Annotated in this window: 13 protein-coding genes; 10 read left to right on the top strand and 3 right to left on the bottom strand. The window is 65.7% G+C overall.

Annotated elements, in window-relative coordinates; translation table 11 throughout:
- Window positions 1-186: 186 nt before the first annotated feature.
- Window positions 187-1,680: an ATP-binding protein gene (locus tag P9272_RS05205; protein ID WP_278159551.1), complete on the top strand. Its 1,494-nt coding sequence runs from the start codon at window positions 187-189 to the stop codon at window positions 1,678-1,680.
- Here the strand turns inward: P9272_RS05205 and P9272_RS05210 are convergent, their stop codons facing one another.
- Together P9272_RS05210 and P9272_RS05215 are read right to left on the bottom strand one after the other, a co-directional pair.
- Window positions 1,681-3,279, bottom strand: coding sequence for an ATP-binding cassette domain-containing protein (locus P9272_RS05210; RefSeq protein WP_128256209.1), 1,599 nt, complete (start codon window positions 3,277-3,279; stop codon window positions 1,681-1,683).
- Entirely contained in the window at window positions 3,276-4,892 is a 1,617-nt protein-coding gene (locus tag P9272_RS05215; protein ID WP_278159554.1) for an ABC transporter transmembrane domain-containing protein, read from the bottom strand. The genes P9272_RS05210 and P9272_RS05215 overlap by 4 nt, the downstream gene beginning before the upstream one ends.
- A gap of 98 nt (window positions 4,893-4,990) precedes the next feature.
- On the opposite strand from P9272_RS05215, the gene P9272_RS05220 reads away from it, so the two are divergent.
- The 4 genes from P9272_RS05220 to P9272_RS05235 are packed head-to-tail and all read left to right on the top strand — an operon-like array spanning window position 4,991 to window position 8,351.
- Window positions 4,991-6,562 carry a cytochrome ubiquinol oxidase subunit I gene (locus tag P9272_RS05220; protein ID WP_278159555.1) on the top strand — a complete coding sequence of 524 codons (1,572 nt, stop codon included), beginning with the start codon at window positions 4,991-4,993 and terminating at the stop codon, window positions 6,560-6,562.
- A gap of 13 nt (window positions 6,563-6,575) precedes the next feature.
- Window positions 6,576-7,730, top strand: coding sequence for a cytochrome d ubiquinol oxidase subunit II (gene cydB / locus P9272_RS05225; RefSeq protein WP_278159557.1), 1,155 nt, complete (start codon window positions 6,576-6,578; stop codon window positions 7,728-7,730).
- 20 nt (window positions 7,731-7,750) lie between these two features.
- On the top strand, window positions 7,751-7,882 hold the full coding sequence (cydX, locus tag P9272_RS05230) for a cytochrome bd-I oxidase subunit CydX (RefSeq protein ID WP_127864050.1): 132 nt from the start codon (window positions 7,751-7,753) through the stop codon (window positions 7,880-7,882).
- 25 nt (window positions 7,883-7,907) lie between these two features.
- A complete protein-coding gene (locus P9272_RS05235; protein WP_278159561.1) occupies window positions 7,908-8,351 on the top strand; it encodes a hemerythrin domain-containing protein in 444 nt (147 codons plus the stop codon).
- 78 nt (window positions 8,352-8,429) lie between these two features.
- On the opposite strand, the gene P9272_RS05240 is transcribed toward P9272_RS05235, so the two are convergent.
- Window positions 8,430-9,152 carry a Crp/Fnr family transcriptional regulator gene (locus P9272_RS05240; RefSeq protein ID WP_347404032.1) on the bottom strand — a complete coding sequence of 241 codons (723 nt, stop codon included), beginning with the start codon at window positions 9,150-9,152 and terminating at the stop codon, window positions 8,430-8,432.
- A 146-nt stretch (window positions 9,153-9,298) separates the two neighbouring features.
- On the opposite strand from P9272_RS05240, the gene P9272_RS05245 reads away from it, so the two are divergent.
- The 5 genes from P9272_RS05245 (at window position 9,299) to nirB (ending at window position 15,449) form a co-directional block, all read left to right on the top strand.
- Entirely contained in the window at window positions 9,299-9,901 is a 603-nt protein-coding gene (locus P9272_RS05245) for an ANTAR domain-containing response regulator (protein WP_128256205.1), read from the top strand.
- 2 nt (window positions 9,902-9,903) lie between these two features.
- Complete coding sequence (locus P9272_RS05250; RefSeq protein ID WP_278159675.1) at window positions 9,904-11,130, top strand: CmpA/NrtA family ABC transporter substrate-binding protein; 1,227 nt, start codon at window positions 9,904-9,906, stop codon at window positions 11,128-11,130.
- 320 nt (window positions 11,131-11,450) lie between these two features.
- Complete coding sequence (locus P9272_RS05255) at window positions 11,451-11,618, top strand: hypothetical protein (protein WP_278159564.1); 168 nt, start codon at window positions 11,451-11,453, stop codon at window positions 11,616-11,618.
- A gap of 61 nt (window positions 11,619-11,679) precedes the next feature.
- On the top strand, window positions 11,680-12,981 hold the full coding sequence (locus tag P9272_RS05260; RefSeq protein ID WP_278159566.1) for a nitrate/nitrite transporter: 1,302 nt from the start codon (window positions 11,680-11,682) through the stop codon (window positions 12,979-12,981).
- A 17-nt stretch (window positions 12,982-12,998) separates the two neighbouring features.
- Window positions 12,999-15,449, top strand: a complete 2,451-nt coding sequence (nirB, locus tag P9272_RS05265) for a nitrite reductase large subunit NirB (RefSeq protein WP_278159568.1) — start codon at window positions 12,999-13,001, stop codon at window positions 15,447-15,449.
- Window positions 15,450-15,451: the final 2 nt, after the last annotated feature.

A 15,451-nucleotide genomic window follows, 5' to 3' on the forward strand; every position in this document is an offset into this window, starting at 1 on the left:
TTGCGCCAGCAAAATGGTGGTCCGACCAGTGCCAATGGCGACAGCCTGCCGCCATTCGCCCCACAGGGACGAGCTGACGCTCGCCATAGATGTGGAACACCGCCTGGGGGTGCGCGGCCATGCTCGACGCGCCCGGCTTCGGTTGATAAGCCCGCTTGCGCGCATGGAGGCGTTCTGAGTCGAAATATGACGGTTGCAATCGAGATGGGGCAGACGAGCGCAGGCGTGCCGGCCGCCCTCGACCTTGAGGAACTGCTGGCGACCCGCCTGCTGGTGCAGGGCAATTCGGGCTCCGGCAAGTCGCATCTGCTGCGCCGGCTGCTTGAACAGAGCGCGCCCTGGGTGCAGCAGACCATCATCGACCCCGAAGGCGACTTCGTGTCGCTCGGCGAACGATTTGGCCACCTGGTGATCGATGCCGAGGAGCATACCGAGCGCGGCCTGCAGGCGGCGGGCGAGCGCGCGCGCATCCACCGCGTCTCGACGGTGCTCAACCTCGAAGGGCTCGATGCCGAAAACCAGATGCGGCGCGCCGCGGCCTTTCTCGGCGGGCTGTTCGAGGTCGCGCGGGACTACTGGTATCCCATGCTGGTGGTCGTTGACGAGGCGCAGCTCTTCGCGCCCGCCGCCGCCGGCGAAGTCTCCGACGAGGCGCGCAAGCTTTCGCTCGGCGCCATGACCAATCTGATGTGCCGCGGCCGCAAGCGCGGGCTTGCCGGCATCATCGCCACGCAGCGGCTGGCGAAGCTCGCCAAGAACGTCGCGGCGGAAGCGTCCAACTTCCTGATGGGCCGCACCTTCCTCGACATCGATATGGCGCGCGCGGCGGATCTGCTCGGCATGGAGCGGCGCCAGGCCGAAGCTTTCCGCGATCTGGAGCGCGGGCATTTCATGGCGCTCGGACCGGCGCTGTCGCGCCGTCCGCTCGGCGTGCGGATCGGACAGACCGAAACCAGTCCGCGCAACGGCACGCCGCGGCTAATGCCGCTACCGGAAGCGGCGCTGGAGGATGCGCGCTCGATCATTCTTGCCGCGCCGCCGCCGGAGACGGTCAGGCCACAGCGCCGGCCTTCGCCCGATCTACTCGACCAGCTGATGGCGGCCAAGGCCGCGCCGCTGGAGATACGCCCCGAGCCGGCGGAGCCGCAGCCCAGCGCCGAGGATCTTGCCGAGCGGCGCGAGCGCATGGACCGCGTCCTGCGCGCCATCCTGGCCGAGCCCGATGCCGGCTTCCGCGTCATCGGCGTGCTCTACCAGGAATTCGTGGTCCGCTGCCGCATCGAAGGGCTCGCCTCGGTTGTGCCCGACCTTTCCGAATTCCGCCGCATGCTGACGCGGGCGCGGGCCGGCGTCGGCTCCGACATGGCCGAGGACGATGCGTGGCGGGACGTCTCCGTGCGCGCCTCGCTGCTGCCTGAGGACATGCAGGGCGTGTTCATGATGATCGCCCGCGCGGCGAAGGAGGGCTGGCCCTGCCCGAGCGACGCGGCGATCGCCAGGGCCTACGGCTCACATTCGCTGCGCCGCGCGCGGCGGTTGCTCGACTATATCGAGGAACAGGGCCTCATCGTGTGCCAGGTCGATGGCACAGGGCGACGCACAGTGACGCTTGTCGAGCTCGCCTGGGCGACGGCGCCTGGCGACCCGAATGCCTCGGAGCAGAGCAGCTCAGCGGCATGATTACGGCTGCAACTCGATCGTGCGGACATCGCGGAGCGGGGGCGCGCGATGGGTGGAGACGACGACAATCCTATCGCTGAAGCGGGCGAGCAGCCGCTCGAGGATACGCTCCCCCTGCGCCTCGTCGAGGTGTTCGGTCGGCTCGTCGAACAGCAAAACGGGTCGGGATGACAGCCAGGCGCGAGCGAGGTTGATGCGCTGCGCTTCGCCGAGCGAGAACTTGTCCTGCCTGACCCAACTGTCCAGCCCGCCCGCCTCGCGGATACGGCCGTCCATCTCGACGGCTTCCAGCGCCCGCCAGAGCACGGCATCCGGAGCATCGCCGGCGAAAAGATTGGCGCGGACGGTGTCTTCGAGGACGACCGCGTCGTGCAGGACAAGGGACACGAGCGCCCGCCGCTGGCCTGCCGACAGGATGCGGTCGTCGGTGGCGAAGGCATCGTCGCCGATCCAGCCGGCGATCTGCTTGAGCAGGCTCGTCTTGCCTGAGCCGCTTGCGCCCACGAGCATCGTCGGCTGATCCCGCGCGAGGAGCAGGGCAATGGGCATCCCGATCGCCCGGCCGTCCGGCGCACGGCGTTGCAGGGCGCCATGAAGCAGCAGGCCGGGCTTGATGTCGTTCAGCGTGAATTCGCGCCTGCCGGCCGCGGCGCCGCGTGTCCATTGGGCGATCTCGGCGCGAGCCGCGTTGCGGCGGAGCACGGCAACCAGCATACGCGATCCGCCATTCATGGCTTCGCCCAGCGCCAGCCAGGAGAAGGCGAGCAGCATCGGTGCGAGAAGCTCTGTGCCCTGCCTGCCGGCATACCAGGCAGCCGCCATCACGCTGACGCCGGCAACCGGACCGAAGGCCGCGCCGATCATGTCCAGCACAGCCTGCAGCCGGCGGAGGGTAAGCTGCGCGCCGTCGGCGCGAGAGAGCGCGGCAAGGGCTTCGGCGCATTCGCGGTTCCAGGCGCCCTCCGCTTTCAAGGGTACGGCTGACGCCATGGCACCACCAAGCCGGGTCGCGCCCCCGCGACGCAGCGACCTGGTCTCACCCCACGCCATGGCGCCAGCTCTGGCCACCCTGTCCCCCGCGAACAGGATGGCAAGCAGGAATAATGAGATCGGAAAGAGGGATAAAGGCGCCAGCACCACTGAGCCGGCGATCAGGACTGCGAGGCCGCAGGCAAGCGTCAGAGCCGGCAGGCCGGCGCGCAGCCTGGCGAAGTCTAGGTCCTCGACATCATCAAGATAGTCGGCAAGGCGCGAATCGTCGCCGAGCTGCCATCCGGCCCGGCGCACCGCCGGCGCCGCCGCCATCGCGGCGAACAGCTCGACGCGACGCGATATCTGATCGGTGATCGCGGCCTTGTGGCCGGTCAGCCGCTCGCCATAGCGGGCGGCGGTGCGGCCGACCGCGAACAGCCTGATGAAAGCCGCGGGAGTGTGAAAGTTGAAAGTGAAAGCGGCGGCGGAAAGGCCGGCGATCGCCACCGAGCCGAGCAGCCAGGCGGAAACGCCGCCCAGCAATATGGCGCAGGCCAGCGCGGTGAAGGCGAAGCCCGTCGCCAGCCGCCACGACTTCCGGCTCGATGACTGAAACGCCGTGCTCATGCGGCCACCTCGACGGTGTCGTCACGGGTGAGATCCACAATCAGGTCGGCGACGGCGGCAAGGTCCCGGTCATGCGTCGCTACGACGACCAGTCTCGCCCCTGAAATCCCGATCAGCATGCGTCGCACGGACTCGGCGGTCGCGCGGTCGAGCTTTGCCGTCGGCTCGTCGGCCAGCACGGTTCGCCCGGAAAGCTGCGCGCGGACGACGGCGATGCGAAGCCGCTGACCGCCCGAAAGATTGGCGCCGCCCTTGTCCAGCCTTGCATCGAGGCCGCCCGGCAGCAGGACGTCGTCGAGCAGCCCGATCGCACGCGCGGCATTTTCCAGCCGGCTCCGGTCCAGCGCGCCGCCATTCCACGAAATAGCCTCCGACAGCGTTCCGTCGGGCACGTAGGCGTCCGTCGAAACCCAGGCGATCTCTCCAGCGGCCAGCGGACGGGCTCCCGGCGTCGGCATGGCGCCTGGCTCGAGCCCGGCGAGACGGCGCAGAAGCGTCGATTTGCCTGATCCGCTCGGACCGACGATGGCGACAAGACCGTGTGCAGGCAATGTCATGCGCAACCGGTCGAGCACCGTCAAGGCGCCGGCCGTGACCGGCGCTGCGTCGAGCAGCCGGTCCATCGCGGCGGCGGCCGCCAGCCCTTCCGCCTTGGCGTGGTACTGCTCCGAGAAGCGGCGGAATGGTGCAAAATATTCCGGCGCGATCATCAGGATGAACAGGCTTTGCCAAAGCACGAGATTGGAGAAGCCCGGGATCGTCGCAAGCTTCAGGTGTCCCAGGCCGAGGAATATGGCGAGGATCGCAATCGAGAGCGAGGCGAAGAAGTCGATGATCCCGGCATTGGCAAAGGCTATACGCAGCAGACCGATCGTCTCGCCGGCGTAGCCCTCCAGGCGCTGGCCGAGTTTTGCCTCCTCGCTTGCCGTCGCGTGGTTGGCAAGAATTGTAGGCAGCGTGCGGAGGCGGTCGGCGAACTGCCCAGCCAGCCGGCCGAAGGCACGCTCCTGGGCGTCGGCGCGACGGCGGATCGCATTGCCCACCAGCGCGAAGAACAGGATCATGACCGGCGTCAGGCAGATGACCAGCAGCGCGGCCTGCCAGGAGACGAAGCAAAGCGCGATGGCGGCGAGCAACGGCCCGGCCGCCATCATGGTCGTGGCGGCACGATGACCCACCACCAGCGCGGCGATCGACTCCGGATGGCGCTGCATCGACACGATCAAGGCGCCTGTCGAGAGCGACTGCAACTGCCGCGCCGGCATCTTGCCCAGTCGCTCGCCCGCGAGCGCCCGCAGTCGTGTCGACACGGCGTTTTCCGCGTAAGCCTGCAAGCTTTCTGCGGCGAATCCGGCGAAGCAGGCGGCCGCGAGCAGCGCAATCATCCCGGGGACGAGCCATGGATCGACCGTTTCACCCATCACGAGCCGGCCAGCGGCCATTGCCGCCGTCGCGGCGAATCCGAGCCTGAGCACGGTGCGGACCCCCTGCAAGGCGAGAAGACCTCGCAATCCGGGCCTTGCCAATTGCTCGGCGGTGGAGAGCGCCGCGAACGCGGCTGGCGCCGGGGCGCCGGGATCGGGGGACGGTGCGGGAATGGCGGCTATCGTCATGCACTCCTTTTGTCACATGCCACGCGAAACGAATTGATTTATGTCAAGCCGAGTACGTCGTTCACGCGTTATGAGGCGTACCCAGAAAGGATACTTCCATGGCCGACGTTCTCCTCGTAGACCTTTCCCGGCTGCAGTTCGCCCTGACGGCTCTCTATCACTTCCTGTTCGTCCCGCTCACGCTTGGCCTCTCCATCCTGATCGCCATGATGGAAACCGTCTATGTGATGACCCGCCGCACCATATGGCGCGACATGACGAAGTTTTGGGGCGTGCTCTTCGGTATCAACTTCGCGCTCGGCGTCGCGACCGGCATCACCATGGAATTCCAGTTCGGCATGAACTGGGCCTACTACTCGCACTATGTCGGCGACGTGTTCGGGGCGCCTCTCGCCATCGAGGGGTTGATGGCCTTCTTCCTGGAAGCCACTTTCGTCGGCCTGTTCTTCTTCGGCTGGGACCGGCTCTCGCCACGCGCGCACATGATCGTGACCTGGCTGATGGCGCTCGGCACCAATTTCTCCGCGCTCTGGATCCTGATCGCCAACGGCTGGATGCAGAATCCCGTCGGTTCGGCTTTCAACCCGGACACGATGCGTATGGAAGTCACGGACTTCATGGCGGTGATCTTCAATCCGGTGGCGCAGGCAAAGTTCGTCCACACCGTCTCGTCCGGCTATGTCTGCGCCTCCACTTTCGTGCTTGGCGTCTCGGCCTGGTATCTGTTGCGCGGGCGCCACGTGCAGCTCGCCAAGCGCTCCTTCGTGATCGCCTCGGCCTTTGGCCTGGCGTCGGCGCTGTCCGTCATCGTGCTCGGCGATGAAAGCGGCTATGCGCTTACCGACAACCAGAAGATGAAGCTCGCGGCCATCGAAGCCATGTGGGAGACCGAGCCGGCGCCTGCATCCTTCACCGCGTTCGGCATTCCGAGCCAGAACGACCACGAGACGCGTTTCGCAATCCGTATTCCATGGGTGATGGGCATCATCGGCACCCGTTCGATCGACAAGCAGATCGCCGGTATCGACGAGCTCGTCGCGCATGCGCAAGCCCGCATCCGAAACGGCATCGTCGCCTACGACGCGCTGGAGAAGATCAAGACTGACCGCAACGACACCGCCGCTCGGTCCGCCTTCGAAGCCAGCTCCAAGGATCTCGGCTATGCGCTGCTGCTCAAGCGCTACCTGCCCGATCCAAGGCAGGCGAGCGACCAGCAGATCAAGGACGCGGCCTGGTCGACGGTGCCTTACGTGCCGCTGCTTTTCTTCGGTTTCCGGCTGATGGTGGCTTGCGGCTTCGTTCTCGCCGCGCTGTTCGCGCTGTCGCTGTGGCACACGAGCCGGGAGAGCGAAGCGCCGCGCTGGCTGTTCCGCGCAGCGCTGCTTGCCATGCCGCTGCCCTGGATCGCCGTCGAGGTGGGTTGGTTCGTGGCGGAGTTCGGCCGCCAGCCCTGGATCATCGACGGCGTGCTGCCGACTTTCCTCGCGACCTCGGAACTCGGAGTGACCGACCTTCTGCTCACCATTGCAGGTTTCACGCTCGTCTATGGCTTGCTCGCGGTCATCGAGGTCAGGCTGATGCTCGCCGCCATCCGCAAGGGACCGGAGGTCGCGAAGGTCGTCGACGACCTGCGCCCGGGCGCCGACCCCGCATTGCACCCGGCAGAGTGAAAGGATCACGACGATGATCGAATTTCTCTTTGAGTATGAAACGCTGCGCGTGATCTGGTGGATACTGCTCGGTGTGCTGCTGATCGGCTTCGCCGCGACCGACGGGTTCGACATGGGCGTCGGCGCGCTTCTGCCCTTCGTCGCCAAGACAGATGCCGAGCGTCGCGTGGCGATCAACACAGTCGGGCCCGTCTGGGAAGGCAATCAGGTGTGGTTCATCCTCGGCGGCGGCGCCATCTTCGCGGCATGGCCGGCGCTTTACGCGGTGAGCTTCTCCGGCTTCTATCTCGCCATGTTCCTGGTGCTCCTGGCACTGATCATGCGTCCCGTCGGCTTCAAGTATCGCTCGAAAAGGCCGGATTCGGCCTGGCGCACGCGCTGGGACTGGGCGCTGTTCGTCGGCGGTGCGGTGCCGGCGTTGATCTTCGGCGTCGCCGTCGGCAACACGCTGCAGGGGGTGCCGTTCCATTTCACGCCGGACCTGCGCCCGGTGTATGAAGGCAGTCTCTTCGGGCTGCTCAATCCGCTGGCGCTCTATTGCGGCCTGGTCTCGCTCGCCATGCTAGTGACGCATGGCGCGGCCTGGCTGACCTTCAAAACGGAAGGCATGGTCGCCAAACGCGCCAGCGCCATCGGCACGCGCTCCGCCATCGTCACGGCGGTGCTCTTTGCCGGCGGCGGCGTGCTGGTCTGGCTCGGCCTGCTCGGTGGCTACCGCGTCACGTCACAGATCGTCTGGGACGGGCCGTCCAATCCGCTGGTCAAGACAGTGGTGGCGGATCGGGGTGCGTGGCTGGCGAACTTCCATGCCCACCCGCTGCTCTGGATCGTGCCCGCGCTCGGTGTGGCCTCACCGCTGCTTGCCGCCGTCGGCTTCAAGGCGCGGTTCGAAGGGTGGACCTTCATCGCCTCGAAGCTCGGCGTCGTGACGATCATCGCCACGGTGGGGCTCGCGATGTTCCCGATCCTATTGCCGTCGAGCAGCAACCCCAGCCATTCGCTCGCGGTCTTCGACGCATCATCGAGCCGCGCCACGTTGCGCAACATGCTGATTGCCACGGTGATCTTCATGCCGCTGGTCCTTGCCTACACCGCCTGGGTCTACCGGGTGCTGTGGGGCAAGGTCGGTGAAAAGAGCATCGAGAAAGCGGGTTCGTCGGCCTATTGATCCAACTGGAGATTCTGACCATGTGGTATTTTTCCTGGATACTCGGCCTCGGGCTGGCAGCCTCCGTCGGCATCCTCAACGCGCTCTGGTACGAGCTGCGCACAGTTCGCGAAGAACCCGTAGAGGATACCGTCTCATTGCCCACTCCTTGAGCCCTGGCCTGACGGAGGAGTTATCATGACGGGCGCCGAGCCGGAGCCGCTGCACAGCCCGGCGGATATGAGGCTGGCACATATGCAGAAGCTCGCGCTCTGCCACATGCTCGAAGGCATCGCCGACGACCTGCCGTCGCGCGTCGACCGGCTTCAATGCCTCGCCGTGGCGGCCGACCTCTTGCCGTTGCTGCGCGAGTGCCACCGCTTCGAGGAAGAGGTCGTCTTCCCTGCCTTCGTGCGGCAGACGGGCGAGGAAGACACCGTCGCGCGACTGAAGCTCGAGCACCTGGAGGATGAAAGCGCGGCGGCGGATCTCAGCGAGGCGCTGCTGGCCTATGGCCACGGGCGGCAGATCGAAAATCCCGAGGCGTTCGGCTACATGCTGCGCGCCTTCTTCGAATCGTTGCGCCGCCACATTGCCTTTGAGCGCGACCACGTGCTGCCGAGGGTTCTCGGCAATCAGTAAGTATTGTTTTTACGCAATTCCGGACGGAAAACCGCTACGCACTTCTCCTGAAATTGCTCTAAAGGGACGCGGCGGGGATCAGTCCCCGGCCCGCGCGGCCAGGCGCCCGATGTCGTCGACGATGACGTGGCGGTTGTTTTCGACGCGGATGACGCTCTCGCCCCGCAAGCGGGTGATCTGCCGGCTCACCGTCTCCACGGTGAGACCCAGGAAATCCGCGATCTCCGCGCGCGACAGCGGCAGATCGAAGGCTGCGCCGCGCCGCTCCGGCCCGGCGGCGGGGTCGATGTTGCGCGCGATCATCAGAAGGAAGCTCGCGATCTTCTCGGAGGCCGTCTTGCGGCCCAGCGCCACCATCCAGTCTCGCGCCTGGTCGAGCTCGCGCAGCTTCTGTTCGAGCAGGCGATGCTCTAGATCGGGCTGCTCCTTTATCATGCGCTCCAGCGCCTGGCGCGGGAACGAGCACAGTTCGACGTCGGTCGCCGCCTCGGCACTGAGGGTGCTCTCGCTCTGGAACGGCCTGCCGAGGAAATCGGGAGCGAATTGCAGGCCGACGATCTGCTGGCGGCCGTCGGAAAGCGTCTTGGTCAGCTTCACGACGCCTGAAAGCACGTTCGAGAAACGCTCGACGCTCCTGGAATCGCCGACCAGTTCCCTGCCGGCCTCGGCCTTGTGCCGTTTCGTCGATTTGGCAAGATCGAGAAGCTGCCCGGCGTTGAGCGCGCCGCATATGCCACGATGCCGCGCCTCGCATGAAACGCAGAGTACCGGGACGCCTGCCGTGTGAATATCTTCGCGCACGATGGAACATCTATAGTGTTCCCGCCCCTCAGCGGCAACGCAGGCCGGGACGCGAAAGCGTCGCAGGCATGCCTCGAGAGTCGGATGGAAACAGTTCCCGTCGACTGCCGCATTGCACAATTGCGGCCCGCCTGCACAATAGGCGCATGTCCGCCGGTTCGTTGACCATCCTTGTTATCGACGAGAACCGCATCCGGGCCTCGATCATCGAGGCCGGATTGCGGGACGCAGGCCATCGCCATGTCACGGTGATCCATGACGTCGGCGGCATTGCCCGGCGCATCGCCGAGATCGAGCCGGATGTGATCGTCATCGATCTGGAAAACCCCAACCGGGACATGCTGGAGAACATGTTCCAGCTGTCGCGCGCGGTGAAGCGGCCGATCGCGATGTTCGTCGACCGCTCCGACCAGGCCTCGATCGAGGCCGCGGTCGATGCGGGAGTGTCAGCCTATGTGGTCGACGGGCTGAAGAAGGAACGCATCAAGCCGATCCTCGACATGGCGATCAGCCGCTTCAACGCCTTCTCGCGCATGGCGCGCGAATTGGAGGACGCGCGCAGCGAACTGGAGAACCGCAAGGTTATCGACCGGGCCAAAGGCATATTGATGAAGTCGCGGGGCTTGAGCGAGGAGGCTGCCTACACGCTTCTGCGCAAGACCGCCATGAACCAGAACCGCAAGATCGCCGAGATCGCCCAGAGCCTGGTGACCGCGGCGGGCTTGCTGGGGCCGCTGGAGGGGAAATGAGCATGACTGCCGCGCATCAGATCACCGCCGGCTTCATGCCGCTCTTCGACAGCGCAGTTCTCGTCGTGGCCGGGGAGATGGGCTTTGCCGCCCGCGAGGGCATCGAGCTCAAGCTGCAGCGCGAGACATCCTGGGCCAACATCCGCGACCGCATAGCCATCGGCCATTTCGATGTCGCGCATATGCTGGGGCCGATGCCGCTAGCCTGCAGCCTTGGGCTGACGCCGCTTGCCTCCGAAACCATTGTGCCGTTCTCGCTCGGCCTTGGCGGCAATTGCGTCACCGTCTCCAACGCCGTGTGGGAAGGCATGGCGGCACATGGGGCGATGCCCGACCTCGATCCGGCGCGCGCCGGGACGGCACTCGGCGCGCTGGTCCGCGAGCGGGCGACCGCCAACCGCGAACCGCTGCGTTTCGCTGTCGTGCACCCGCATTCCGGGCACAATTACGAGCTGCGCTACTGGCTTGCCGCGTGTGGCGTCGACCCCGATCGCGACATTGAGATCGTCATCGTGCCGCCGCCCTTCATGGCAGACGCGCTGGCCGCCGGCCGCATCGACGGCTATTGCGTCGGCGAGCCGTGGAACAGCGCCTCGGTTGCTGCGGGCACTGGCCGCATCGTTACCGTCAGGGCGCTTTTGTGGCGCAACAGCCCGGAAAAGGTGATCGGCGCGCGCAAGAACTGGGCTGAGGAGAACACGGAGGCGCTTGCGGCACTTCTCAGGGCGTTGCATCACGCCGCACGCTGGTGCCAGGACCCGGCAAACCGCGGCGAACTGGGCGCGCTGATGGCGAAGCCCGCTTTCCTCGGTCAGCCGGAGGCAATTCAGATGCCGGCGCTCACCGGACGCCTTCAACTGGGGGGCGGCGTGGAGCGGAGCGTCGAGGATTTCTTCCTGCCCTTCGACAAGGCGGCGAACTTCCCCTGGAAGAGCCATGCGCTGTGGTTCTACGCGCAGATGGTGCGCTGGGGACAATTACCGCACACGCCGCAGAACCTCGCCATCGCCCGCGACTGCTACCGACCCGACCTCTACCGCTCGGCGCTGAAGCCCCTCGGCGTGGCGCTGCCCGGCGCCAATGCCAAGGTCGAGGGCGCGCTGAAGGTTGCGACGCCGGTCGGCTCGGCGGGGGCGAGCCTTGTGCTCGGCCCCGACGGATTTTTCGACGGCCAGATCTTCGACCCGGACCGGATCGACGCCTACATTGCCGGCCAGAAACGCGCCTGATCATTTGCGCGCCAATCTTGTGCGTTGCACAAAAATTATGCGGCATGTCTATGCCATTGATCAATGTTTGACCGCGTTGCCGCTCGGGTCGGCTGCAGGTATTTCCTGCTATCTATTTGATTCTGAATGAAATTCAGATTTATCGCGAAACTGGCACGCTTCATGCTTTGAAATAGTCGAGCCCCTCGTGGGCAACAGAACCGGCGTCCAATGGCGGGCGCCACAGGCAAGGCTGCCGCTCAGGTCACCACGCGATCCCGGATGTACGGACGCGAAAGGGCCTGGACGGCAGCTTTTTTCGTTTTGGACCGGAGACTACGATGACGAGACGGATCGGACCTTCGCTCAAGGATTTCACCCGCCGCGATGTCCTGGCGAGCAGCGCGCTGACGGCGGTGCTGTTCATCGCCGCGCTGCTCTTGTTTCCCGCCAGCCACGAAGCCGAGGGCAAGGGCCCGCAAGTGACCGCGCAAGCCACGTCGCCCTGACCGATGCCGCGCCCCTGATCAACACGCGCGACGCCTGCCGCGCCGCAAACCGGAGCCGACCATGACCGCAAACCTTCCAGCCGCGCCCAGCCAGGACAATGCTCCCCGGCAGGCGCTCGTCATGTCCACCATCGCCTTCACCGTGTGCTTCGCGGTGTGGACGATCTTTTCCATCATCGGCGTGCGCATCAAGCAGGAGCTTGGGCTCAACGAGACCGAGTTCGGCTTGCTCGTCGGCACGCCGATTCTCACAGGCTCGCTCGTGCGCATGGTGCTCGGCGTCTGGACCGACCGCTATGGCGGCCGCCTTGTCTACACCCTGACCATGCTTGCAGCCGCGGTCGCGACCTTCCTGCTCGCCTTCGCGCACACCTATCAGCAGATGCTGCTTGCCGCGCTCGGCGTCGGGCTCGCTGGCGGCTCCTTCGCGGTCGGCGTCGCCTATGTCTCGCGCTTCTTCCCCGCCGGCAGACAGGGCACGGCGCTCGGCATTTTCGGTGTCGGCAACGTCGGCGCCGCGGTCACCAAGTTCCTGGCGCCGCTCGTGCTGCTTGCCTGGGGCTGGCAGTCGGTGGCGCTGATCTGGGCCGCGGCTTTGGTCGTCATGGCGATCGTCTTCTGGTTCACCACCAACGACGATCCTGTCATCCGCAAGCGCCGTGCCGGCAGTGCGCCGCCGGCGAGGAGCTTCTGGCAGGAATTCGCGCCGCTGAAGAACCTGCAGGTCTGGCGCTTCGCCTTCTACTATTTCTTCGCCTTCGGCGCGTTCGTGGCGTTGTCGCTGTGGCTGCCGCGCTACCTGATCGGCGTCTACGGCTTCGGCATCGCCACCGCCGGCATGATCGGCGCCGCCTATTCGATCCCCGCCAGCATCTTCCGCGCCTATGGCGGCGTGCTGTCCGACCGCATCGGTGCCCGCACCGTGCTCTATTGGACTTTCAGCGTCTCTGCCGTCGCGACCCTCGTTCTGTCTCTCCCCTCGGCAGATTACCTGGTGCGCGGCATCAGCGGGCCGATCCCGTTCCACTTCGAGATCGGCCCGCTCGCCTTCATCGCCGTCGCCTCCGTGCTCGGTTTCTTCATGAGCCTCGGCAAGGCGGCCGTCTACAAGCACATCCCTGCCTATTATCCGCAGAGCGTCGGCGCGGTCGGCGGCGTGGTGGGCATGATCGGCGGCCTCGGCGGCTTCATCCTGCCGATCGCCTTCGGCGCGCTGAACGACCTCACCGGCGTCTGGTCGAGCTGCTTCATGCTGCTCTTCGTGATCGTCTTGTCCTGCCTGGTCTGGATGCACTTCAGCATCCGCCGGATGGAGCGCCGGGCGGCCGTAAAGACATCGTCCCTTTCCTACGCCGCGGAATAGATCGGGTGAGAACGGACATGACCGAGAAACTCGTCATCATCGGCAACGGCATGGCGCCCGGCAGGATGCTGGAGCACCTGCTGGAGGAAGCGCCCGACCGCTACAGCGTCACCATCTTCAACGCCGAGCCGCGCGTGAACTACGACCGCATCATGCTGTCGCCGGTGCTGTCGGGCGAGAAGGCGTTCGAGGAAATCGTCATCCATGGCGACGGCTGGTACATCAAGCATGGCATCACCCTCTACAAGGGCCACCGCATCGTCGCCATCGACCGCGAGGCGAAGACCGTCACCTCGGACCACGGTGTGACCGAAAGCTACGACCGGCTGGTCATCGCCACCGGCTCGGTCCCCTTCATCATTCCGGTTCCGGGCAAGGACTTGCCCGGCGTGCTCAGCTACCGCGACCTCGACGACGTCAACGCCATGCTGCTTGCGGCGCAGTCGCGTGCCAAGGCAGTCGTCATCGGCGGCGGCCTCCTCGGCCTCGAAGCCGCGGCGGGGCTGAAGGAGCGCGGCATGGACGTCACCGTGCTGCACGTCATGCCGACGCTCATGGAGCGCCAGCTCGATCCGGCCGCCGGCTATCTGCTGCAGAAAGCCGTCGAGGCGCGCGGCATCAAGGTCATGACCAAGGCCAACACCAAGGCGATTGTCGGCAACGGCAAGGTCGAAGGCATCGAGCTGATGGACGGCACGATCATCCCGGCAACTCTGGTTGTTATGGCGGTCGGCATCCGCCCGAGTACCGCTTTGGCCAAGGATGCCGGGCTTGAGGTCAATCGCGGCATCGTCGTCGATGACCGCATGCGGACCTCCGATCCCGCGATCATGGCGCTCGGCGAATGCGCGGAGGTCGGCGGCCATGTCTACGGGCTGGTCGCCCCGCTCTACGAGATGGCGCGCGTCGCGGCCTCCGGGCTGGCGGACAGCGAGGACAGGCGCTTCGTCCACTCCGATACGCCGACCAAGCTCAAGGTCACCGGCATCGATCTCTATTCGCTGGGCGACTTCGCCGATGGCGAGGACCGCGAGGAGATCATCCTGCGCGACGCTTCGGCCGGCATCTACAAGCGCGTCGTGCTGCAGGATAACCGCATCATCGGCACGGTGCTGTTCGGCGAGACCGCCGACGGCGCCTGGTTCAACGATCTCAAGAAGAAGGCGACAGACATCTCCGAGATGCGCGACACGCTGATCTTCGGGCAAGCGTTCCAGGGAGGCGTTTCCTCGGACCCTTTGGCGGCCGTTGCGGCACTGGCGGATGATGCGGAAATCTGCGGCTGCAACGGCGTCTGCAAGGGCAAGATCACCGGCGCGATCACGGCCAAGGGGCTGACCGGCCTCGACGATGTAAGGGCCCACACCAAGGCTTCGGCCTCCTGCGGCTCGTGCACGGGCCTCGTCGAGCAGCTGCTGAAGCTGACGCTCGGCGAAGCGTACAACGCGGCGGCGGTGCAGCCCATGTGCGGCTGCACGAGCCTCGGCCACGACGATGTGCGGCGCCTGATCAAGGCGAAGGGGCTGAAAACGATCCCGGCCGTCATGCAGGAGCTCGAATGGAAGACGTCCTGCGGCTGCGCCAAATGCCGGCCGGCGCTGAACTATTATCTGGTCTGCGATTGGCCGGACCAATATGCCGACGACTATCAGTCGCGTTTCATCAACGAGCGCGTGCATGCCAACATCCAGAAGGACGGCACCTATTCGGTGGTCCCGCGGATGTGGGGCGGGGTGACCAGCGCAAACGAATTGCGCGCCATCGCCGACGTGGTCGACAAGTTCCGTATCCCGACCGTCAAGGTGACCGGCGGCCAGCGCATCGACATGCTGGGCATCCGCAAGGAAGACCTGCCGGCGGTGTGGGCCGATCTCGGCAAGGCCGGTTTCGTTTCCGGCCATGCCTATGCCAAGGGCTTACGCACTGTAAAGACCTGCGTCGGCACTGACTGGTGCCGCTTCGGCACGCAGGATTCGACCGGCCTCGGCATCCGCATCGAGAAATTCATGTGGGGGTCCTGGACGCCGGCCAAGGTGAAGATGGCGGTGTCGGGCTGCCCGCGCAACTGCGCGGAGGCGACCTGCAAGGATGTCGGCGTGGTCTGTGTCGACTCCGGCTACGAGATACATTTCGCGGGTGCGGCCGGCCTCGACATCAAGGGCACGGAAGTGCTGGGGCTCGTGAAGACCGAGGACGAGGCGCTCGAGGTGATCGTGGCGCTTGTCCAGATGTATCGCGAGCAAGCCCGCTATCTGGAGCGCATCTACAAATGGGCCAAGCGGATCGGCACTGTCGAGATCAAAAAACAGATCCTCGAAGACGCCGAAAAGCGCAAAGCCTATTACGAGCGCTTCGTCTTCAGCCAGAAATTCGCGCAGCTCGACCCGTGGTCGGAGCGCGTCTCCGGCAAGGACAAGCATGAGTTCAGGCCGATGGCTTCGGTCGGGTTTGCGGAGGCGGCGGAGTGAGT

Origin of the sequence: Mesorhizobium sp. WSM4976 (genome assembly GCF_029625685.1) — a bacterium.
Lineage (GTDB): Bacteria > Pseudomonadota > Alphaproteobacteria > Rhizobiales > Rhizobiaceae > Mesorhizobium.

Excerpts from the sequence above, each read along its gene's own strand:
- P9272_RS05205 (WP_278159551.1), top strand. The coding sequence starts at position 187 with ATGACGGTTGCAATCGAGATGGGGCAGACGAGCGCAGGCGTGCCGGCC.
- P9272_RS05210 (WP_128256209.1), bottom strand. The coding sequence starts at position 3,279 with ATGAGCACGGCGTTTCAGTCATCGAGCCGGAAGTCGTGGCGGCTGGCG.
- P9272_RS05215 (WP_278159554.1), bottom strand. The coding sequence starts at position 4,892 with ATGACGATAGCCGCCATTCCCGCACCGTCCCCCGATCCCGGCGCCCCG.
- P9272_RS05220 (WP_278159555.1), top strand. The coding sequence starts at position 4,991 with ATGGCCGACGTTCTCCTCGTAGACCTTTCCCGGCTGCAGTTCGCCCTG.
- cydB (WP_278159557.1), top strand. The coding sequence starts at position 6,576 with ATGATCGAATTTCTCTTTGAGTATGAAACGCTGCGCGTGATCTGGTGG.
- cydX (WP_127864050.1), top strand. The coding sequence starts at position 7,751 with ATGTGGTATTTTTCCTGGATACTCGGCCTCGGGCTGGCAGCCTCCGTC.
- P9272_RS05235 (WP_278159561.1), top strand. The coding sequence starts at position 7,908 with ATGACGGGCGCCGAGCCGGAGCCGCTGCACAGCCCGGCGGATATGAGG.
- P9272_RS05245 (WP_128256205.1), top strand. The coding sequence starts at position 9,299 with ATGTCCGCCGGTTCGTTGACCATCCTTGTTATCGACGAGAACCGCATC.
- P9272_RS05250 (WP_278159675.1), top strand. The coding sequence starts at position 9,904 with ATGACTGCCGCGCATCAGATCACCGCCGGCTTCATGCCGCTCTTCGAC.
- P9272_RS05255 (WP_278159564.1), top strand. The coding sequence starts at position 11,451 with ATGACGAGACGGATCGGACCTTCGCTCAAGGATTTCACCCGCCGCGAT.
- P9272_RS05260 (WP_278159566.1), top strand. The coding sequence starts at position 11,680 with ATGACCGCAAACCTTCCAGCCGCGCCCAGCCAGGACAATGCTCCCCGG.
- nirB (WP_278159568.1), top strand. The coding sequence starts at position 12,999 with ATGACCGAGAAACTCGTCATCATCGGCAACGGCATGGCGCCCGGCAGG.